This is a genomic window from Thermosporothrix hazakensis (assembly GCF_003253565.1).
GTDB lineage: Bacteria > Chloroflexota > Ktedonobacteria > Ktedonobacterales > Ktedonobacteraceae > Thermosporothrix > Thermosporothrix hazakensis.
Genome location: NZ_QKUF01000026.1, coordinates 61,336 through 82,080, shown reverse-complemented (window position 1 = coordinate 82,080; position 20,745 = coordinate 61,336). Strand labels below are relative to the sequence as shown.

Sequence of the window (20,745 nt, the reverse complement as noted above, 5' to 3'; positions counted from 1 at the left end):
CGTCGCGAGACAGTTCGGTCTCTATCCGTCGTGGGCGCAGGAAGATTGAGGGGAGTCATCTTCAGTACGAGAGGACCGAGATGGCTTGACCGCTGGTGCGTCAGTTGGCCTGCCCGGGCCAGAGCTGAGTAGCTACGTCAAGAAAGGAGAAGCGCTGAAAGCATCTAAGCGCGAAGCCGACCCCAAGAAGAGTCTTCCCGCTCTCTCTGAGAGGAGGGAGCCAAGACCCCAGAAAGAAGATCTGGTAGATAGACCGTGCGTGGACGTCTGGTAACAGGCGAAGCGGAACGGGACTAATGGTCGAACGGCTTGTTTCACCTGCATGCTTTATGGATTTCGACTTCGCTGGCGCTGTTTGATGTGCTCGGCAAAATTGAGGCATACGCTTTTTCAATCGCTACTTCATACGTGAGAAGGTTTGCCGAATCGGCAAGCCTTTTTTTATTGTGTTTTTGCTGTACAAAGCCTATTCACTTGCTCGATTACACGCCGAAGCTTGTGGTTTATCGACAAGATACCGCTTTCGAGATATAATGAGCGGATAGAGCGCACCCTATAGTCTGTAAAGAAGCGTGGAGAATCTTGCTTTGAGCAATTATCATAGTCATTCAGGAATGGGTAGTAGCTCAACTGGAGGGAATGGCTACAATCCGCGGCGGGAGCGCGCAACGCATCCGACCGGACAACTGACAGGAGGTTCTGAGCGTTTCAGCTATTCTTCGTCACCCTTTGATTTTGAAGAGATGCTGGAATCACTTCGTGAGCTGTTTGAGCATGATCGCCAGGTTGCCAGCCAGCCGGATTCAAGCCGTTGTGGCATCTGTTACCTGTACTTTCCTCTCAGTGAGCTGCACTACCGTGATGAGGGTTTCTATGTCTGTCCGGAGTGTGAGCAGGCATTAGGGAAACAGAGCGTGCAAATTTTGCGGAAACAACAGAAATTGTAGGCCGGGCCTTTGAGCAGGCATGAAATAAAAAGAAGAGCCTGTTACCTGTGCGGAACAAGCTCTTTTTCGTTTTCTTCTATTCAAGCACGGGCGCTTCCTCGGCGGCTTCTTCCAGATCCTCGGGCTTGACCTCGTATAGGTCGTCCGGACTGTCCAGTCGATCAATAAAGAGGATGCCATCCAGGTGGTCGATCTCGTGCTGCAAGATACGAGCAAACCAGCCCTCGGCCTGAACCTTGACCGGCTTGCCGTGAACGTCCTGGGCCTTCACTGTGATTTTTGTGGCCCGGCGAATGTTCTCACCAAGATATCCCGGGATGCTCAGACAGCCTTCGCTTCCACGTGCTTCGCCTTCGGCTTTGATGATTTCAGGATTGAAGAGCGCGGTCTTGTAATGCTTTCCAGCCTCTTCATCTTCATACTCGGCGACCAGCACGCGGATCGATTGGGCAATCTGGGGACCGGCCAGACCAACGCCATTATTTGCGTGCATAGTCTCGAACATGTCGTTGACGAGCTTTTGAAGGGAAGGATCAAAGCGACGTACCTTTTTCGCTTTTTGCCGCAGAATCGGATTTTCTATGGTAATGATTTTACGAATAGCCATTGTAAATGCAACCCTCGTCGTTTTGCGATACTATCTCTCTTGTGAGTCCTCTACTCTGCCTCTATAATTAATCTATATCGTATCATACAGGAATGCCAGGCGCAATTTACTATGAAGTTTGAACAAGACACCGCCCCGATTGTTGAGGCGGTGAAAACATATATTCTTGAACACCAGCTCCTGCCAGAGCAAGGGACAGTGGTTGTTGCTGTCTCCGGGGGAACAGATTCGGTGTGTTTGCTCCATATCCTGTCGCGCCTTTGTGGACCGGGAAGAGCTTTCGCCGCAGTGCGCCTGCATGTGGCTCACCTGAATCACCAGTTGCGTGGCTCGGCCAGCGAGCGAGATGCGGCGGTTGTGGCTCAGTTGGCGGCCTCTCTGGAACTGCCTTTCACTCTGGGTAGCGAGGATGTACAGGCACTGGCGCGACGTGAGCGGCGCTCTCTTGAAGATGCCGCCAGAGCTGCCCGCTATCGCTTCCTCCGCTCCGTGGTTCCCGGGAGCCGCATCGCGGTCGCGCATCACCTGGACGATCAGGTTGAAACGCTGCTGCTTCACTGGTTACGAGGTGGTGGAATTACTGCCATGCTTGGCTTGCAGCCTGTGCAGCACGATATTATTCGTCCCTTGCTCACGCTTGATCGTGCGACGACGCTTGCCTATTGTGCACAGCATCAATTGGACACGGTCGAAGATGAAAGCAACAGCGATATTCGTTTCCTCAGGAATCGTATTCGGCACGAGTTGCTTCCTCTGTTAGAGTCTATCAATCCCGGCTTTCGAGCGACGCTGCTGCGTACCTCAGAGGTGATGCAGGTCGATGCTGCCTGGATTGATGCACAGATCAATGCATGCTGGGATTCGGTGGTTCTTTCCAGTTCTGCGGACGAGATCCAGCTTCGGCGTGCTGCCCTGCTGGCCTTGCCTCTGTCCCTTCAGCGACATCTGTTGCGCCGCGTGACCGCACGTTTGTGTGGCGGACAGTCGCCGCTGGAATTACGCCATTACAAGCTGATCGAACAGTTGCTTGCGCAGGAAACCGGTGAAGAGCACTCATTCCATTTACCGGAGCGGATACGCCTGATGCGCAATGGTGAATTGGTGCGCTTTTTCCTGGTACCAGTTCTACAAACAGGCGTCGAGGTGGAACCCCTCCCGGTGGCTCTCTCTGTGCCCGGTACGCGGTTGCTGTCCGGTATGCACTGGAAAGCGAGTGCCGAACTGGTGCCAGTGGAGCTTACTGAGCTGGTCCGGGATGCGGTGCGCCGGAAGGATTGGTCAACAGTCTGGCGGCTGCTACCCTCCGATCGGTATACTGTCTATATTGATGGAGCCTGCGCCCGGGATGGTTTATGGATACGCAGGCGGCAACCGGGTGATCGGATGCAGCCTTTGGGAATGAACCATGAGAAGAAGGTACAGGATATTCTGGTTGATCGACATATTCCACGATTTGAGCGCGATTCTATTCCGCTCTTTTTCAATCAGTCACATTGTGTCTGGCTGGCGGGAATTGGCATTGACCATCGTGCCCGTTTGACGGCGGAGACGCGACAGATTGTTCGTTTGTCTCTGGTTTATTTTGATTCAACTCAACAAATGCCTGTGCTGTCCGAGAATAGAAAATAAAGAATGCCGGAAGAGAGGTTTTCATGCACGAAGATATCGCAGAAGTTTTATTCACTGAAAAGCAAATCCAGGAGCGGATTCAGGAGTTGGGGCGGCAAATTACCGAGGATTACCGCGGCAAAAACGTCCTGTTACTTGGTACCCTGAAAGGGGCAGTCCCCTTCATTGCCGATCTGGCCCGCGCGATTGAGCTGCCTCTGGAGATCGATTATATGGCTATTTCGAGTTATGGCAATAGCACCCAGTCCAGCGGCATTGTGCGTATTGTCAAAGATCTCGAAGGGCCCATTGATAATAAACATGTCCTGATTATCGAAGATATCATCGATAGCGGTTTAACGCTGGCATACCTTGTGGACATGCTGAAACGCCGCAATCCGCTGAGCCTGCGTATCTGTGCACTGCTCGATAAGGAGCGGCCCCGGGCCAAGACAGTTCCTGTTGACTATCTCGGCTTCTCGATACCAGATAAGTTTGTTGTTGGCTATGGGCTGGATTACGCACAGTACTATCGCAACCTTCCCTATATCGGGATCCTGAAACCCTCCGTCTATGGCGGAACCGAAGAGCCAGAGAAAGAGCATAGCAGTCCAGCCGAGAAGCGATAACGTGTAAAAGAGCTTTCCTCTATCATTGTCGTGTTTCATCTCCCCGAAAAGGTGCGATGCTTTCCTTTCTGGCACCTTTTTCACGACAATGATGGGGGAAAAATAGGTAAGCTGTACCCTTTCGATACGAGAAAGCTTGCTGTTTCGTAGTAAGGATGTGTATAGTTATATCTACAGGTCGGAAGGAATACACTGGAACACACAAAGTGATTGTATGAACATATCCCGATGTGGGAGCTGCGAGAGGCAGCTACACGGGGAAGCGAGAAACATTTTCGCAAAAGGGTGCCTCGTCTTTTCTGCTACAATTGGTTCTCCACCATTCTCAGTAGCTGTGCTCTGACTTTAATATCGCAAGGAGGCAGGTTTCATGCATGTTTCTAAAGGGCAAATGGAGGCCCGGGCACGTTGGGGGACGCAGGATTCAGGAGCCGATTTCGATCGAAAGAAAACGCCTTATCTCAGCGATGAGGCCCGAGCATTTATTTCACGGCAATCATTCTGCGTTGTCTCTGGCCCCGGCATGCAATGGGAGCCGCGTAGTATGATTATTGCGGGGAATAGAGGTTTCATTCTCACCCCTGATGCTCATACCTGTGTCCTGAAAATCCCTTTTATGCACGAGCGCTACCGCTCGGCACACCTATTGTATGGTATTCTTCATCAACTGTTAGCAGGTCAACCCGTCAAGCTCAGCTATTGCTTTGTGCAGCACGCCACTCGCGAGCGGTTGTGCGTTCAGGGAGAGGCCGAGGTGATGCTTGGTGAGGAAAGCGATTCCTTCTGGCTTTTGCTGCATGTAACTCAAGCCTTTTTTCATTGTTCTCGCTATGTACGCAGTTCGGTTGCCGGTCTGACTGCTTCCGCCGAGATCTCAACCGGTGAAGCCGCACTGGCAGAAGCAGTGAAACGAGCGGGTGATACGTACCTCTCTCCTCTGGTACGTGCCTATCTGGCGCAGCGTCATATTTGTTTTCTCTGTTCCGTCGATGAGCAGAGACAATACGCGCTCAATCACCGTGGGGGCTCAAAAGGTTTTCTTGTGACGTTGCCGCCGAATCAGGCAAGTCCACGCGGGACCATTTTACTTCCTGACTATCGAGGGAATGGAGCTTTTGAGGCTATAGGGAATATTCTCGAAACGGGAAAAGCGGCACTACTTGTACCGGATTATGTCTCTCAGATGGCTGTTTGTATTGTCGGGCAGGCGCAGGTGTTTGATCGTGCGGATGTTCCGCCTGATCGTTTGCACCACTTCCCTGCTGCTGAACGGATTGTTGCCCTGACCGTGACTGATGTCGAGATTCAGAAAGAGCTCCGGTTTAATCAGGATCGGAAAAAGCAGCATCTGGTGTTTACCAGCGCGAATACAAACACAACCGCCCCTTCGTACTTCGTTTCGTCTCATACATACGACAGTTGAGCTTTGGTGAGGTGACAGGGCTCTTTTGCCGTCGAGAGCGAACGTACGGTTGAAAGGTTGTAGTAACGGCTTCTCTGGCGGTTTTATCGAGAGATTGATAAAAAGAAGGAATGGAAGCAAGGAAAATAGTATATGCATGGATTAGTTGTCTACACGTGGGAAAAATACTTACGCGAGCGCTATGGCGAGCAGTTTCTGTCATGGTATCGCGATAGTATGGGTCAACCACAGGATAACCAGCCCTTGATTGAACACATTTACCTCGATGAAGAGGTCGTACGGGGCGTCATGCTGGCTTCTCAGGCGCAAGGGGTGTCAGTCGATCAGCTATTACGGGAATATGGGCGTTATTTTATCACCAATATTACCACCAACCATCGTTGTGCTTATCTGCTGGATTCTGTGACCAGCGGGCGTGATCTGCTGTTGAAAATGGGCGAGGCTCATGCGCAGATGCATCGCGCATCGGAAATGGTAACGCCGCCGCTTTTCCGCTACGAAAAGGCTCCTGATGATCCCTTAGCCTTTTTCTTGATCTATCAAAATGGCCGTACCTTGTGTTCGCTGCTCTATGGAGCAATCGAGGGAGCGGCTGAACGCTATGGGGAGACGGTTCAGATTGAAGAATTGGCATGTATGAAGCAGGGAGCCGAGGCATGTGTGTTGAAGGTTCGCTTCTTTCCCGGCAAAAGATCGGGTCTCCAGGATCCTGAAGCAAACCGTAAACGGAAGCGACAGCGAGAACTGGCGGAAATGGTGTTGCAGGTGCTCCCAGAGGATCCACAGCAGGCCTTGATGTTGTATGACCTGCTTGCAATCATGCGACGGGGACAACATGAGCTGCTTCAGGCGTCTACCCTGCGCCCGAGCGCGTTATTGATCGCACTACAGCAGCTACAGGCGGCGGGTCTGGTTGCCAGCACCGGGCTCAATTCCAATGAGCCGCTTGACCGTCGGCGCTACTGGCGCGTGCCTGCGGCTCCGCATCTCCGCTAGCATATCAGGAACCGGGAGGTAGCCTCCCGGTTGCCTTCCTTTCTCCTATTACCTGTCTTCCTCTTTGACGGCTATTCCTCGCTTTTCTGCTATGCTACAATGAACCAGAAAAACATTGTCCTTCTTGCAAAAGCATTATTCTGAATTGTCAGGAGAACATTTCATGGTAGCTATCGGTGTGATCGGTTGCGGTGCCTGGGGAACAACGCTGGCGCGTCTTCTGGCGAAGAAAGGGCTTGCTACGACCCTCTGGGAGCATCGGCCCGAGCGGGCAAGCGTGATGCAGCAGAGACGAGAGAATACACTTTTCCTGCCCGGTTTTCCTTTCCCCGACACACTTCAAGTAACGTCCAATATCGCTGAGGCAGTCTCTCAGAAAGATCTCGTGCTCCTGGTCACTCCCTCACAGCGCATGCGTGAAAATCTGCGCCTGCTCAAGCCCTATCTTGAGGCGCAGACGCTCCTCCTGAGCGCCAGTAAAGGAATTGAAATAGGCACATTGAAGCGTATGACAGAGGTGGTAGCGGAGGAGATTCCGGACGCGGCCCAACGGCTTGCGGCCCTCAGCGGCCCCAATCTCTCCCAGGAGGTGGCGCAGGAGAAACCGACAGCCGCTGTTGTCGCTGCGGTCGAGCCCGCTGTTGCGATTACCTGCCGTGATCTGCTGTCGACAGCTTATTTTCGGGTTTATTCCTCGGATGATGTGGTCGGTGTTGAGCTTGGGGGCGCATTGAAAAATATCATTGCGATTGGTGCAGGGATGAACGATGGTCTGGGGTATGGCGAGAACGCGAAGGCAACCTTTATCACACGTGGGCTGGCCGAAATCGCGCGTCTGGGGATCGCTGCTGGAGCCAATCCCCTGACGTTTTCTGGTCTGGCCGGGATCGGTGATCTGATCGCAACCTGCGCCAGCCCTTTGAGCCGCAATCAGCAGCTCGGGCGGCGGCTCGCTGCGGGAGAGCGCCTTGCTGATATTCTGCAATCTACTCATTCTGTCGCGGAAGGCGTCACTACGACGAAGGCGGCGCTTCAGCTTGCAAAGCGCTATCACGTGGAGTTACCTATTACCGAACAACTCAGTCATGTCCTGTTTGACAATCAGGACCCTCATCAGGCGGTTGCTGAACTGATGCTGCGCGATCCAAAGGGAGAACTGGAGGGCATCATCTAATCTTTTCCTCTGATATATGGAGGCATATGCTGAAATGCTGTGCCTCCCGAAAATTTCCATTTCACGGATTTTTTGTGACAAAATCCCTTCACAAGCTGACAATTTTTAGGTATACTTTTTAGTGCAATTGACTCACATCCCTCTACTCGTCGAATAGTTGAGTCAATAGGATCGAAGGAGTGTATGTATGGATGAGGATGGTGTGGTCTGGATACCTTCCCCCAATTACTTCCCGAATCGGGACGGTCACTCTCCAAAATGGATCGTACTTCATGGTACTGCGGGCTTTCATACAGCACAGGAAGTCGGCTATTACTTCCAGCGTGAGGATAGTCAGGTAAGCTCCCATTATGTGGTGGGTCAGGATGGAACCATTGTACAGTGTGTCAGCGAAAAGGACGGGGCGTGGGCCAACGGCGGTCTGACCGCGGGCCATGATCCCTGGTGGCCGACAGACGTCAATCCTAATAATGTCACGATCTCCATTGAGCATGTCAAGCCGAGCACCGATAATTCGGACGAGCTGACGGATGCGCAGCGTGATGCAAGCTTTCGTCTCATTCTGCACATCTGCCAGCGTCATGGCATCCCAATGCGGAAGGCTGATGGTGACGGCGGCATTACCGGCCACTTTTCGCTTGATCCGGTGAATCGAAGCCGTTGTCCCGGGCCCTATCCCTGGGACGATCTCTTTCGTTTTTTAGAGGAGGGAGATATGATCAGTCTCTCACATCCGGAGGTCGCAAACTACTTTGAAGACGCGGGCCCTGATCGTTGGCGCTGTAAGAAAAACGGCCTGACTATCTATGGGGCCATTCTCAAGTTTTATCGTTCCTTTGGTGGAAATGGCTTCAATGGCCTGACCTATCTGGGGCTCCCTCGTACCGGGGAACTCTACCCCAGGCAGGGAACGGCTGTTCAGCGGTTTGAACGGGGCATCGTCGCCTATGATCCGCGCCACCAGCTTGACTGGCCTCCGGGCAGTGGCAGCGTGTACCTGCTCCATCTCTCCTCACCGTATGGGAAAGCGCAATCGGCCAACGTGTTCTCGGCGCTGCTTCAACGCCTTTCGCACCAGGAATAAATACGTTGCACGCGCACTCTGAGAACAGGATGCATTGCCAGATGAGCAATAAGTGTCAGGCACACACTTATTGCTCATGGTAATTTGCGCACCGTGTAAACTTAGTGCTACAATGAACATGTCCCATCGGATGAGGTGTTGTAAACTGGTCTGGTGGGACAACATTCTGACAGGACCTTTTTTCCAGAGCCAGCCAGGATTAAGAAAAGTGACATTATATCAAATAGAGGTACGGGCAACTTCCGATTCATACGATGGGTATGCTCGGCAGCTTGTCCAGGATATATTGCAATTACCGATTCATTCTCTTCCTTCACTCGCTACGATTGTTGACACCCCTCTTTTTATCCGTACCGCTCAGCTTTATCACCTTTCCGGTTCCCTGAGTGACACGGATCTTGAGCAATTGAAGCAACAGTTGCTTGTTGATCCCGTTGTACAGGAGGCTCGACCGGTAGGATATGCTGCTGACGTGCATACGGTGGATGTTTTCTACCATCCAGGGGTCACTGATACTCTGGCCGAAAGCGTGATCGAAGGCGCGAAGATGCTGGGAATTCAGGGGCTTGAGCACGTTGAGACCGGTCTGCGGTTCTTGCTTGATCAGCGCTTAAGCGAGGAGGATGTTCGTTTTATCGCGCAATCCCTGCTCTTTAATCCGGTTATTCAAACCTATGAGATCCATTGTGCAGGGGACCGTGCAAGCGGAGGCAACGAAGGTCAACCAGTCGTCCAGCCAACCACTGTCGCGCAAGCGGATGCAAGCGAGCGGAAGGTGCATGTGACGACTGTTTTCATTTCCGGGATGAATGACAATGAGCTGATCGAGCTCAGTCGTTCCGGTTTGCTTGCCCTGAACCTTGAGGAGATGCGCACGATTCAGGCCCATTACCGTGAGCTTGGACGCGAGCCGACCGATGTTGAGCTTGAAACAATCGCACAAACGTGGTCGGAGCATTGTTCGCATAAGACCTTCAAGGCGACGATTGAGTATCGCGAACAGGACGAGCAGGGGCAAACGCAGGCACAAGAAACCATTCATGGCCTGCTGAAGAGCTATATCATGCGTGCAACCAAAGAGGTGCAGCATCCTTATCTTGTTTCGGCCTTCAGCGACAACGCCGGGATTATTCGCTTTACCGGAAGCCATGATCTGGCGTTTAAGGTCGAAACACATAATCATCCCTCGGCAATTGAACCGTTTGGCGGCGCGAATACCGGTGTTGGTGGCGTCATTCGTGACGTATTGGGCGTCTCGGCTCAGCCGATTGCCTGCACCGATATTCTCTGCTTTGGTCCGCCTGATACACCTGTCGAAGAGTTGCCGCAGGGCGTCCTTTCTCCGCGTCGTATCGCCAGTGGCGTTGTCAACGGCGTTCGCGACTATGGAAACAAGATGGGCATTCCGACCGTGAACGGAGCCATCCTGTATCACAAGGGCTATATCTATAATCCGTTGGTCTTCTGCGGCTGTCTGGGTGTGTTACCTCACGGAAGTCATCCCAACGCGCCTCAACCCGGCGATCTGATTGTTGTACTGGGGGGGCGAACGGGACGCGATGGTATTCATGGTGCGACCTTCTCTTCTGGCGAGATGAGTCATGAGCTGAATACGCAGGCAGGTAGCGCTGTTCAGATTGGTGCGCCGATGACCGAGAAGAAGGTCACGGAAGCGGTGATCCAGGCGCGTGACCGTCGCCTGTACAACGCGATTACCGACTGTGGTGCGGGTGGCTTCTCGTCTGCGGTGGGTGAAATGGCGGCAAAGACCGGCGCCCGTGTTGAGCTGGCCCATGCGCCGTTGAAGTATCAGGGACTTGCGCCCTGGGAAATCTGGCTTTCTGAAGCGCAGGAGCGCATGGTACTGGCGGTTCCTCCCGCGAAACTGCAAGCGCTACTAGATATCTGTGAGATCGAAGAGGTTGAGGTCAGCGTGATTGGTGAGTTTACTCGCGACAAGCGACTGACTGTGACCTATCAGGGGCAGGTTGTCGCAGATATCTCGATGGAATTTCTGCATGATGGTTGCCCGCTGCGCACCTTAGAGGCGACCTGGACGCGCAAGCGGCCCGACACGGCGTCGACGACTTCTGTTGCATCTGCGAATGCGCTTGGTAGCTCCTATGGCCCCGCTTTGCTGGCGCTATTGCGTCATCCCTCGATCGCTTCAAAAGAAGATGTTGTGCGCCGATACGATCACGAGGTTCAGGGGGCGACCATTCGCAAGCCGCTGGTTGGACGCGCTGGCAATGGCCCGGGTGATGCCGCCGTGCTTCAGCCTCTTCAGCCGGTTCTGGGTGAAGAAACGCGGGCCGGGGTTGTACTCTCAAATGGTGTGAATCCGCTGCATGGCACGGTAGATCCCTACCATATGGCTGTCAATGCGGTGGATGAGGCACTGCGCAATATTACGGCTGTTGGCGGCGATATCACGCGAACTGCCATTCTTGATAATTTCTGTTGGGGCAATCCGACTGACCCCGAGCAGCTTGGCACGCTGGTCCGTGCGGTGAAGGGCTGTTATGATGCCGCTGTCGGGTTCAAAGTGCCCTTTATCTCTGGAAAAGATAGCCTGAATAACGAGTACCGTGCCGATGGCAAACGCCTGCCAGTGATCCCCACGCTGGTGATCTCGGCGGTCAGTGTCATTGAGGATGCGGCAAAGACGGTAGATATGGCGCTCAAGACGCCTGGAAACCTGCTCTATCTGGTTGGACGCACGCGCAATGAACTGGCTGGCTCACATCTGAGTGAGGTTGTTGATCCGGGTTCGCTGCATAATGTCTTGCCACAAACCGAGGTGCCACAGGTCGAGATTCCCACTGCCTTTGTGGCTATGAAAGCACTTGGAGAGGCCATTCGTAGGGGACTGGTTCGTGCCTGTCATGATCTCTCCGAAGGTGGTCTGGCTGTTGCGGCGGCTGAGATGTCACTTGCGAGTATGCTTGGCGTGCGCCTCGATGTCGCTCAGGTTGGTATGCTGAATGTCAGAGCGAAGGACGAGGAGCGCCTTGAGCCAACCCTACGAGAAGTGACGCCCGCTGCGCTCGATCTGGTGCGTCTCTTCAGTGAATCTCAGACTCGTTTCCTGGTTGAGGTGACTCCCGAGCAGGTTGGTGCCTTTGAACTGCAGATGCGAGGCGCTGCGAATCTGACCTATCTGGGCAGAGTGACGCAGGATGATCGCTTTGTGATTGTCAATGGCGAGAAAGAATTGATCAACCTGAGTGTTGAAGAGCTCCAGGAAGCCTGGAAAGGAGGGCAGGCATGACCCGCGCTATTGTTCTACGTGCTCCCGGAGTAAATTGTGATCGTGAGGCGGTGTATGCCTGCCGTCTGGCCGGGTTTGATACCGATCTGGTGCATATTAATGAGCTGAGTAAGCAGCCAGATCGCTTGCTTGATTACCATTTTCTCCTGCTCCCTGGCGGCTTCTCCTATGCTGATGATCTGGGTGCAGGAAACCTGATGACCAGAAAGCTGATGCTGCATCTCGGGAAACAGCTCCGACAGTTTGTTGATGAGGGACGCCCGGTGCTTGGCATCTGTAACGGCTTTCAGGTGCTGGTGCGCTTTGGCCTGTTGCCCGGCGTCTTCGATGATACCGGACTGCCCCAACGCGCGACGCTGACTGAAAATGAACTGGCTCGCTTTGAATGCCGCTGGACAACGCTGGCGACGCAGCCAAGCGCCTGTATCTTTACCCGGGATATTGATCGTCCGCTGGAAATTCCGGTCGCGCATGGGGAGGGACGCTTTGTCTTCTCTGGCGATATTGCGGATCTGGAGGCAAACGGCATGGTCCCGCTGGTATATGCGACCGCGACCGGGCGTACCGGCTCGGCAGTGAGCTATCCCGAGAACCCGAACGGCTCCGCGGGAAACATTGCGGGCGTGTGTAACAAGCAGGGGAACGTGCTCGGCCTGATGCCGCATCCCGAGCGCTATGTCTCCGCACTGCAACATCCGCAGCATCGGGGACTGGCGAACGGTGAGGGCGATGGCCTGATTATCTTCCAGAATGCCTATAGCTACGCTCAGCAGTTTTCCAGAACGATGGTCGCGGTCAGCGCCCCTACGCCGACCAAAAAAGCCGATACAGGCGCTACTTCTTATGCTGATAGTGGTGTGCATATCGACGCTGCTGAGCAGGCCAAGCAGTTGATGAAAAAGTCGGTGCAGGCCTCTCATGGGCCCGAAGTGCTGGCCGGGATAGGTGCGTTTGCTGGAGCCTTCAGCGCCGAGGCGTTGAAAAAGATGCAGTACCCCGCGCTGGTTGCCTCTACGGATGGTGTAGGGACGAAAACGTTGATTGCCGCACAGGCGCGTCGCTATGATACGATTGGCTATGATATCGTCAATCATTCGGTCAACGATCTGGTGACACAGGGAGCCAGACCGCTCTTCTTCCTCGATTATATCGCAACCAGCCAGCTTGACCCGGTCCAGGTTTCGCAGATCGTTGAGAGCGTGGCGAAGGCCTGTCAGGAGGCCGGTTGTGCGCTGATTGGGGGCGAGACCGCAGAGATGCCGGATGTGTATGTTCCGGGGGCCTTTGATCTGGCCGGGACGATTGTTGGCGTCGTTGAGCGCAATGAGATGACCAACCCGCAAACGATCGAGCAGGGCGACGTTCTGCTTGGTTTCCCTTCTAATGGCCTGCACACAAATGGCTATTCTCTGGCTCGTAAACTGCTGGCTCCGTACTCGCTGGATACCGTCTTGCCGGAACTTGGTGAGTCATTGGTTGATGCGTTGTTGCGACCGCATCGAAGCTATCTCCATGAGATTATGGATCTCCGTTCCTACCTGGCGATTCGTGGACGGATTATCAAAGGAATGGCGCATATTACTGGTGGTGGTTTCCAGGGCAATATCTCACGCATTCTGCCAACTGGCTTGCAGGCTGTGATTCAGACCGCTTCGTGGAAGACTCCACCCCTGTTCCAGTTACTGGCTCGCTTAAGCAACCTGCCGAAAGAGGAGCTCTATCAGACGTTTAATATGGGCATTGGCATGGTTCTGGTCCTATCCCCTAAGGCAGCAGTAGAGGCCCGAAGCCGCATTCCTGAACTGATACAGATCGGTCGTATCGAGGCCGGTCAGGGTGTCGTCATTCAATAGACCGATACGACCTTGAAGAAGGGCGGTCCGTGAGGTTCGCCCTCTTTGTGGTTCTCTACTTGTGGAAGGAGAATGAGATGAACGAGAAGCCTGAATTTGGGCCGTTGCTTGCCGAAGGAAAAACAAAGAAGATCTACGCGCATCCTGAAGAGAGCTCGCTGGTCTACATCGTGAACAAGGATGCTATTACCGCCGGTGATGGCGCCCGCCGCAATGAGCTGGCTGGAAAATCTCGCTGGAGCACGCAGACGACGGCTAATGTCTTTCACCTGTTGAACGAGGCAGGCATTGCCACACACTTTGTCCGCCAGGTCGATGAGGTGACGCTGCTGGTACGTCACTGCTCGATGCTCCCGATAGAGCATGTACAGCGTCGGCTGGCGACTGGCTCGTTTCTCAAGCGGCATCCCGAGGTGAGCGAGGGAACGCGCTTTGACCCGGTGCTCATTGAAACCTTTTTAAAGGACGATGTACGCCACGATCCTCAAATCTGGCCGCAGGATATCGTTCAGTCAGGTATAGCTACCGAGGCCGAGATTGAGCAGATGGCGAATATGGGCCGTCAGGTTTTTGAGGTGCTTGAGCAGGCCTGGGCTGGCGTTGATGTTGTGCTGGTCGATCTGAAAATTGAGTTCGGTCGCACCGCTGAAGGAACACTGCTGGTGGCTGATGTCATTGACAATGATAGCTGGCGTCTATGGCCCGGTGGCGATAAAAACCGCATGCTGGACAAGCAAGTGTACCGCAATCTACGCGAAGTCACCGCGGATAGTTTACAGGATATTGCCGACCGCTACGCACTGGTTGCGGATCTGACCGGCAGACTGAAGTTGTAATGTCTTGCGTTTTCATGGTTTTATGGCTGAACCATCTGAATACGTCTGGTAGTATGCCAGAGAGGAGCTATCATGGAGCGACTACATGAGGCTTGTGGTGTGGTGGGGATCTATACGCCACAGGACAATGCTAGTCTGGATGTGCGGCGTTATCTTACCCTGGCCCTGAGCGCTCTGCAACATCGTGGGCAGGAGAGCGCGGGCATGGCTGTATACAACGAGGATGGCACCATCTCGCATCGCGTTGGTATGGGGAAGGTCCGCGAGGTGTTCCCCGACTCCGGAACAAATCTTCCCTGGTCGAGATGCGGCATCGGGCATGTGCGCTACTCTACAACCGGTTCCAGTTGTGTCGAGAATGCCGGACCTTTTGTTGTCGGTGGCCGGGCGGAATCGATCGCGATTGCTCATAACGGCGACCTGGTCAATGCCGCAACGCTACGGAATGCATTCCCACCAGAAGCGCTGTCTTCAACAACAGATAGCGAGGTGATTGCCTGGCTATTACTCTCCGTCGAGGGAAAAACGTTCCGTGATCGCATGTATGAGGTCATGCAGATGTTGCGTGGCTCATTCAGTCTGGTGATCCTGGCGAACGGCAAGCTCTACGCGACTCGCGATCCCTGGGGACTACGTCCGCTCTGTATTGGACGTCTGGGCAATGGCTGGATCGTTGCCTCGGAGTCTTGTGCACTGGATCGCACGGGAGCTACTTTTGTGCGCAAGGTTGAGCCGGGCGAACTGATTACGATTGATGAGAATGGTATACAGAGCGAAATGCTGATCGATCTGCCAACACACTCGCTCTGTGTATTTGAATATATCTACTTTTCCGACGCTACCTCGCGCCTGAATGACCGCTACACCTATTTTGTGCGTGAGGCATTGGGCCGTGAACTGGCACGCGAGCACCCGGTTGAAGCTGATCTGGTGGTGCCCGTTCCGGATTCCTCTATCCCCTCTGCTCTGGGATACGCTGAGGTCTCGGGTATTCCTTACAGTCAGGCCATTATCAAGAACCGCTACAGTGATCGCTCGTTTATCAAACCGGATCAGCGCTTACGTCAGCTAGAGGTTGATCTGAAGTTTAACTTTGTGCGGCCGAAGATCGAGGGGGCACGCCTGATCATCGTTGATGACTCTATCGTGCGTGGCAACACGGTCAAGCGGCTGGCCTCGGCATTGCGCAACTATGGCGCGAAGGAGATCCATCTGCGGATCAGCTCGCCTCCGTTGCGACATCCCTGCTATTTTGGGATCGATATTCCACGCGATACCGAATTAATCGCGGCGGGGCGCAGCATTCAGGAAGTGGCAGACTATATCGGGGTCGAGAGCCTGGGCTATTTGAGTCTGCCCGGCCTGGGACGCGCTATTCATAGTGCCGGAGCGCATGCGTATGAGTTGAACGATCAGGAAGGCATCGAGTTGCTCAACCGGGAGTTCTGCTATGGCTGTATGGAAAAGCAGGGCTGGCCGTTTGATCCGCAGATTGAGCGCAAGCATGGTCCGGCTCCGCTGAGCTTCGTTCCTCGCGATGCTATTATCAAGGGGAAGAAATAGAGCAAAGGAGAATGAAAAACGTGCGCGTTTTAGTTATTGGTTCAGGGGCGCGAGAGCATGCGTTGGTCTGGAAGCTGGCCCAGAGCCCACGCGTTGCCAGAGTATACGCCGCTCCTGGCAATCCTGGCATGATGCCCCATGCAGAGTGCATCCCGATCAGCGCTGAGGATGTGGTGGCTTTAGCCAACTTTGTGGAGCGAAACCGCATTGACTATACGGTGGTTGGCCCTGAGGCGCCGCTGATTGATGGAATCGTTGATATCTTCGAGCAGCGTGGGCTCCGTGTCTTTGGTCCCGATAAAGCAGGAGCCGCGATCGAGGGGAGCAAGGCGTTCGCCAAAGAACTGATGAGCGAGGCTGGCATTCCCACCGCTCAGCACCGCTCATTTACCGATTATGAGCAGGCAAAGGCATATCTTGAGGCACATGGTGCACCGGTTGTGGTGAAAGCTGACGGCAATGCGGCAGGCAAAGGCGCAATTGTCGCGCTGGATATGCAGACCGCACAGGAAGCGTTAGCGGATATGATGGTTCGGCGCGTCTTCGGCGCGGCTGGCGATATCGTGGTGATTGAGGATTATTTACAGGGCGATGAGGTCAGCATTACCGCGATCTGTAATGGTGAGGACTATGTGCTGCTGAAGTTCTCCCAGGATCACAAGCGCGCCTTCGATAATGATGAGGGCCTCAACACCGGCGGTATGGGCGTCTATCTTCCGCTGCCTTTCGTGAGTGAGGAGCAAGCGCAGCAGGTGGAAGAGCGCATTGTCAAAGCGACCTTGCGGGCGTTAAAGCAGCGCAATATCACCTACAAGGGCGTCCTCTACAGCAATATGATGCTGACAGAAAATGGCCCGATGGTGCTGGAACATAACGCACGTTTCGGGGATCCTGAGACGCAGGCCTTTATGATTCTGATGAAGGCCGATCTGCTGGATGTGCTTGAAGGGAAGCAGGTCACGCCTGAAGAGCTCTGGCATCCGGGTTTTGCGGTTAGCCTGACGCTGGCTTCCGGTGGCTATCCCGGCAAGTATCAGAACGGACTGCCGATCAGTGGCATTGAGGAGGCCAATCAGCTCGATGGCGTGCAGGTCTTTCATGCGGGCACAAAGCTTGACGGCGGGCAACTGGTTACGGCTGGCGGGCGCGTTCTGAGCGTTGCGGCTCGCGGTGAAACTCTGGAAGAGGCCGTTACGAAAGCCTATGAGGCTGCGAAACTGATCTCTTTTGAAGGCATGCACTATCGACGCGATATTGCTCATCGAGCATTACGCGGGCGGTAATGTGCAATAGAACAGAGGACATTGAAACGTGAGGAGTGAGAGTGAGGCACCGCGCACCTTGCGTCTTGCCGTCTTGATTTCTGGTTCTGGAAGTAACCTTCAGGCGCTCATTGATGCGATTGAAGGGGGCCATTTGCCGGGTGTTGAAATCGCTCTGGTGGTGAGCAATAAGGCGAACGCCTATGGTATCCAGCGGGCGCTTCAGCATAAGCTTCCAGTCCTGTATCTGCCCTGGCGGCAGCGGAGCGCGTGGGAGAACAAACTTCATGAACTGGTACAGCTATTTGCTATCGATCTGATCGTGCTTGCGGGCTTTATGCGTATTCTGTCCGCCGAGTTTATCGAGAAGTACCCTCGGCAGATCATCAACCTGCATCCGGCCCTGATTCCTGATGGCGGCGAGGGCGAGACCTACACGACCTCTGACGGGACGGTGATTCCCGTTTTCCGTGGAATGCATGCCCCCCGGCAGGCGCTCGAGGCAAAGGTCAGTGTGACGGGCAGCACCGTTCACTATGTGATCCCGGCTGTGGATGCCGGCCCCCCAATCTGTCGGCGCGAGGTGCTGGTTGCGGCTGATGATACCGAGGAGTCGCTACAGGAGCGTATCAAGCTGGTTGAGCATGAATTAATCGTTGAGGCGATCAAAGAGCATATGCGCCAGACACGATAAAATGATGTAAGGGAGAAAAGCCTTCAGGCTTTTCTCCCTTTCGCTGTTTTAGCTGGCCGTGTGTTCTGCCAGCCAGCGCTGCGCGGTGCGCATCTCGGCATGGTTGATGTTGTGTCCGCCACTCTGCCAGAATGTGGTAACATCCGCGCCTGCCTTCTTGAAGAGGTATTCCATGATCTGTACCTCTTTGGGCGGGATCAGCTCATCCGCGGAACCGCCGGTCAGCAGAAGGGGCTTCCCGCTGAGGTCTGGAAGCTCATCCGGGATCAAGGGAACCCGTGAGTGCAGAATGATCGCGCCATCAAACAACTCCGGGTGTAGCAGTAGAAGCGCGGCTACCATATTGCCGCCGTTTGAGTAGCCCACCGCAAGACGCTTCTTTGAGCTGATGTTATAGGCGCTTTCCGCCGCTTTTAGAAAGGCGGCCAGCTCATTGGCTCGTTGACGAGCGCTCAGTGGATCAGGTGAGCCATCGGGCTGGCGCAGATAGTAACGCGTTTTTCCCTCTTCCTGCTCTTTGCCACGCACACTGAGCAGGGCGGCTCGTGGATCAAGCAGGCGGCCGACGCCGAGCATATCTTCCTCATTACTGCCCATCGAGTGGAACAGGATCAGCACCGGGCGCTCGCTGGCCTGCGTTGGTTCATAGATATGGGTAAACCCGTGCAGTGTATGTCTGGTAGACAACGATTGTTCTCCTGAAATAGAAAGGGATGGAAGAGAGAGGGGCTATCCTCTCCCTTGAAAAGCAACATCCGATCAGGATGCGCTGGTTTTCTCCCGCTGTTCCTTGCTCTGCGTCTCTTCCTTGTGGGCTGGTTCAGGAAGAGTCCTTTGCAGCCGCCGAATCTCTTGCTCAAAGATGCGGCGCACAATCGCGACCGTACAGGCATAGGTTGAGTCCATGCCAAAGTAGGAGAGACTGCCTGCGCCCAGATTCTTGCCACGCGTATAGGGCGTGTCTGAGGCGTAGTGCAGGATACCCAGTTCATAAGGCAAACTGGCAAAGTTGATATTCTCGCCAATCGGGTAGCGGGTCAGGTATTGATCCTCGTAGATGGCGTTCAGGTAGGGGCCGCTTTCCATCTCGACGACCGTGTAATTGGCCTGATAGTAGAAGTCGAGATACTGGCGATTTTGCAGGAATGTTCCTTTTGCCGAAACGGCCTTCTGATTGTCCAGCACCGAGCCATAGATCAGATAGGGCTGCACATCGCTGGCATTGAAGCGGTTGTCCAGCCAGTAGACGTTCTGACTATGCTCATCCAGCACGACATTGGAGATCATCACATCGCCGATGCTGCCATTGAGCGTTGCGGCTTTCCCCAGAATATAGATGCCTCGAATCTGGGTCGTATTCTCCATGATCTCGCGCATCATGCGGTAGGCGGCCATCCCGAGCGGATAATCAATATTGAGAATGATCGCTCGACTCTCGGCCAACAGGTTCATATGAGGCATGCGGCAGCGCGGGTCAATCTCGAATGGCTGGAGCTTTGCCAGCTCGAAGATCTGGGCATCGATTTCCAGCCCATGCCGTGCGTTGACACGCCAGATGCCGCGTTCCTGCTCCTGCTGCTCGCGCTGCTTCAGGAACTCCTGGCCCTGCGGCGTGCGCCCCCACTCGCGAGCCACGAAGTAGAGGAAGTTATGCCAGTTGCCCGGCACGATGCCTTCTTGTAGCTTGCGGCATTCTTCAGTGAGGTAGCGATCCGGCCCCTTAAGCGCGAACTGGGTAAGCTCTTCTTCTCGTTCAATGATGCTGCCAGAGACCAGATTGACCAGACTATGTGTGTTACTGGAAACAAAGTAGATCGGGCGATCGTTGAGCTGGAGCTTGTCGAGCACTGCTTCCACCGGTGCCCACCACTGACGCGTTGCCCGCACATAGCCAACGTGCGAGCCACCAAGCATACGCATACGGAAGCTTTTGCGCTGGTGGCCAATCATCAGCAGGTTGTGCCAGAGTTGATCACCCCAGATCACCTCAAGCCGTTGCCAGTCATCCCGGGCAATGTGCAGCCGCTCGCTGACCACCTTGCTGATCTCGGTAAAGACGGGAGAACTTCGATCCATTCGTGTCTCAAGCAGCTTCATCGTGGTTGGATCTTCGTTGAGCAGATAATAGATCTTGTTCCACTCAATCTGGAAAGCAACCAGAATCGGCACAATGTCATCTGTATCGCTGACGCTAGCAACATAGACGGCCAGCGTTTCTTTTCCATCATAGAACCACTTGCGGCGGCGGGCTGGCGCGGTCACGGCTTCCCATTGGTCCACATGGTAGCCCTGGTTCAGAAAGACCGTCTCGGATTGCCCGAGCAACACCAGATTACAGTGCAGGATGGCAGAGGGAAGCCGCAGCACACTATAGATGAAGGCTGACATATCGGGCTTGGCCGAGCGCGCGTCGGGATGCAGGCTCGAATCGATGTTATAGTGTGCCTGAACCAGCGCCTTTAAATTGATCTCTCCGGAACTGCGCAACAGGGTATTGTAGGTACGAATATACATCTCGACATCTCTGGTTCCGGCCTCATGATAGCCTTCTCCATGCTCAATCGAGGGAATAATACTCGTTCCTCGGCGCTGGCTATCTGTTTCCAGCAAAACTTCATCAACGCGTTCGTTTTCTTCAAATGGCGGCTGATATGGCGTTGCAGCTTCCACTGGCCGCCTGTATGTATGTTTGTTTCGGCTATTATTGTTCTTTTGTTGACGTACCATAGACGTTCTCTTTTCTTTCGGGGAAATGCTTCGCTTTTTTTCGTATTCCTGCTATTATACTCAACATGAAA

16 protein-coding genes and 1 rRNA gene are annotated in these 20,745 nt (G+C 54.1%); 14 read left to right on the top strand and 3 right to left on the bottom strand.

Going from position 1 to position 20,745, the window contains the following annotated elements; all coding sequences use genetic code 11:
- Together EI42_RS24870 and EI42_RS24865 are read left to right on the top strand one after the other, a co-directional pair.
- A 23S ribosomal RNA gene (locus EI42_RS24870) occupies positions 1 to 317 on the top strand; the annotation flags it as partial.
- Between the two features lie 270 nt (positions 318 to 587).
- Positions 588 to 947: a hypothetical protein gene (locus tag EI42_RS24865; protein WP_137686143.1), complete on the top strand. Its 360-nt coding sequence runs from the start codon at positions 588 to 590 to the stop codon at positions 945 to 947.
- 76 nt (positions 948 to 1,023) lie between these two features.
- Here the strand turns inward: EI42_RS24865 and def are convergent, their stop codons facing one another.
- Entirely contained in the window at positions 1,024 to 1,554 is a 531-nt protein-coding gene (gene def, locus EI42_RS24860) for a peptide deformylase (RefSeq protein WP_111325348.1), read from the bottom strand.
- 111 nt (positions 1,555 to 1,665) lie between these two features.
- On the opposite strand from def, the gene tilS reads away from it, so the two are divergent.
- The 12 genes from tilS (at position 1,666) to purN (ending at position 17,947) form a co-directional block, all read left to right on the top strand.
- Positions 1,666 to 3,183, top strand: coding sequence for a tRNA lysidine(34) synthetase TilS (tilS, locus tag EI42_RS24855; RefSeq protein WP_111325347.1), 1,518 nt, complete (start codon positions 1,666 to 1,668; stop codon positions 3,181 to 3,183).
- 23 nt (positions 3,184 to 3,206) lie between these two features.
- Positions 3,207 to 3,791, top strand: a complete 585-nt coding sequence (gene hpt / locus EI42_RS24850; RefSeq protein ID WP_111325346.1) for a hypoxanthine phosphoribosyltransferase — start codon at positions 3,207 to 3,209, stop codon at positions 3,789 to 3,791.
- A gap of 370 nt (positions 3,792 to 4,161) precedes the next feature.
- Entirely contained in the window at positions 4,162 to 5,214 is a 1,053-nt protein-coding gene (locus EI42_RS24845) for a pyridoxamine 5'-phosphate oxidase family protein (RefSeq protein ID WP_111325345.1), read from the top strand.
- 132 nt (positions 5,215 to 5,346) lie between these two features.
- Complete coding sequence (locus tag EI42_RS24840) at positions 5,347 to 6,210, top strand: heme NO-binding domain-containing protein (RefSeq protein WP_111325344.1); 864 nt, start codon at positions 5,347 to 5,349, stop codon at positions 6,208 to 6,210.
- Positions 6,211 to 6,373: 163 nt separating this feature from the next.
- Positions 6,374 to 7,384, top strand: a complete 1,011-nt coding sequence (locus tag EI42_RS24835) for an NAD(P)H-dependent glycerol-3-phosphate dehydrogenase (RefSeq protein ID WP_111325343.1) — start codon at positions 6,374 to 6,376, stop codon at positions 7,382 to 7,384.
- A gap of 187 nt (positions 7,385 to 7,571) precedes the next feature.
- Positions 7,572 to 8,468 (top strand): N-acetylmuramoyl-L-alanine amidase, encoded by an 897-nt coding sequence (locus tag EI42_RS24830; RefSeq protein ID WP_111325342.1) that lies wholly within the window; start codon positions 7,572 to 7,574, stop codon positions 8,466 to 8,468.
- 208 nt (positions 8,469 to 8,676) lie between these two features.
- Positions 8,677 to 11,739, top strand: a complete 3,063-nt coding sequence (purL, locus tag EI42_RS24825) for a phosphoribosylformylglycinamidine synthase subunit PurL (RefSeq protein WP_211326337.1) — start codon at positions 8,677 to 8,679, stop codon at positions 11,737 to 11,739.
- Complete coding sequence (purM, locus tag EI42_RS33475; protein ID WP_111325340.1) at positions 11,736 to 13,592, top strand: phosphoribosylformylglycinamidine cyclo-ligase; 1,857 nt, start codon at positions 11,736 to 11,738, stop codon at positions 13,590 to 13,592. The genes purL and purM overlap by 4 nt, the downstream gene beginning before the upstream one ends.
- A gap of 77 nt (positions 13,593 to 13,669) precedes the next feature.
- Complete coding sequence (locus EI42_RS24815) at positions 13,670 to 14,428, top strand: phosphoribosylaminoimidazolesuccinocarboxamide synthase (RefSeq protein WP_111325339.1); 759 nt, start codon at positions 13,670 to 13,672, stop codon at positions 14,426 to 14,428.
- A 72-nt stretch (positions 14,429 to 14,500) separates the two neighbouring features.
- Entirely contained in the window at positions 14,501 to 15,991 is a 1,491-nt protein-coding gene (gene purF, locus EI42_RS24810; RefSeq protein WP_111325338.1) for an amidophosphoribosyltransferase, read from the top strand.
- A 20-nt stretch (positions 15,992 to 16,011) separates the two neighbouring features.
- Positions 16,012 to 17,274, top strand: coding sequence for a phosphoribosylamine--glycine ligase (purD, locus tag EI42_RS24805; protein ID WP_111325351.1), 1,263 nt, complete (start codon positions 16,012 to 16,014; stop codon positions 17,272 to 17,274).
- Positions 17,275 to 17,302: 28 nt separating this feature from the next.
- Positions 17,303 to 17,947 (top strand): phosphoribosylglycinamide formyltransferase, encoded by a 645-nt coding sequence (gene purN, locus EI42_RS24800; protein ID WP_111325337.1) that lies wholly within the window; start codon positions 17,303 to 17,305, stop codon positions 17,945 to 17,947.
- A 48-nt stretch (positions 17,948 to 17,995) separates the two neighbouring features.
- Here the strand turns inward: purN and EI42_RS24795 are convergent, their stop codons facing one another.
- Positions 17,996 to 18,634: an alpha/beta hydrolase gene (locus EI42_RS24795; protein ID WP_111325336.1), complete on the bottom strand. Its 639-nt coding sequence runs from the start codon at positions 18,632 to 18,634 to the stop codon at positions 17,996 to 17,998.
- Between the two features lie 72 nt (positions 18,635 to 18,706).
- On the bottom strand, positions 18,707 to 20,674 hold the full coding sequence (locus tag EI42_RS24790; RefSeq protein WP_174843903.1) for a DUF6909 family protein: 1,968 nt from the start codon (positions 20,672 to 20,674) through the stop codon (positions 18,707 to 18,709).
- Between the last annotated feature and the right edge of the window lie 71 nt (positions 20,675 to 20,745).

Coding starts and splice junctions, on each gene's coding strand:
- EI42_RS24840 (WP_111325344.1), top strand. CDS start 5,347: ATGCATGGATTAGTTGTCTACACGTGGGAAAAATACTTACGCGAGCGC.
- tilS (WP_111325347.1), top strand. CDS start 1,666: ATGAAGTTTGAACAAGACACCGCCCCGATTGTTGAGGCGGTGAAAACA.
- def (WP_111325348.1), bottom strand. CDS start 1,554: ATGGCTATTCGTAAAATCATTACCATAGAAAATCCGATTCTGCGGCAA.
- EI42_RS24830 (WP_111325342.1), top strand. CDS start 7,572: ATGGATGAGGATGGTGTGGTCTGGATACCTTCCCCCAATTACTTCCCG.
- purM (WP_111325340.1), top strand. CDS start 11,736: ATGACCCGCGCTATTGTTCTACGTGCTCCCGGAGTAAATTGTGATCGT.
- purF (WP_111325338.1), top strand. CDS start 14,501: ATGGAGCGACTACATGAGGCTTGTGGTGTGGTGGGGATCTATACGCCA.
- EI42_RS24835 (WP_111325343.1), top strand. CDS start 6,374: ATGGTAGCTATCGGTGTGATCGGTTGCGGTGCCTGGGGAACAACGCTG.
- EI42_RS24815 (WP_111325339.1), top strand. CDS start 13,670: ATGAACGAGAAGCCTGAATTTGGGCCGTTGCTTGCCGAAGGAAAAACA.
- hpt (WP_111325346.1), top strand. CDS start 3,207: ATGCACGAAGATATCGCAGAAGTTTTATTCACTGAAAAGCAAATCCAG.
- EI42_RS24790 (WP_174843903.1), bottom strand. CDS start 20,674: ATGGTACGTCAACAAAAGAACAATAATAGCCGAAACAAACATACATAC.
- EI42_RS24845 (WP_111325345.1), top strand. CDS start 4,162: ATGCATGTTTCTAAAGGGCAAATGGAGGCCCGGGCACGTTGGGGGACG.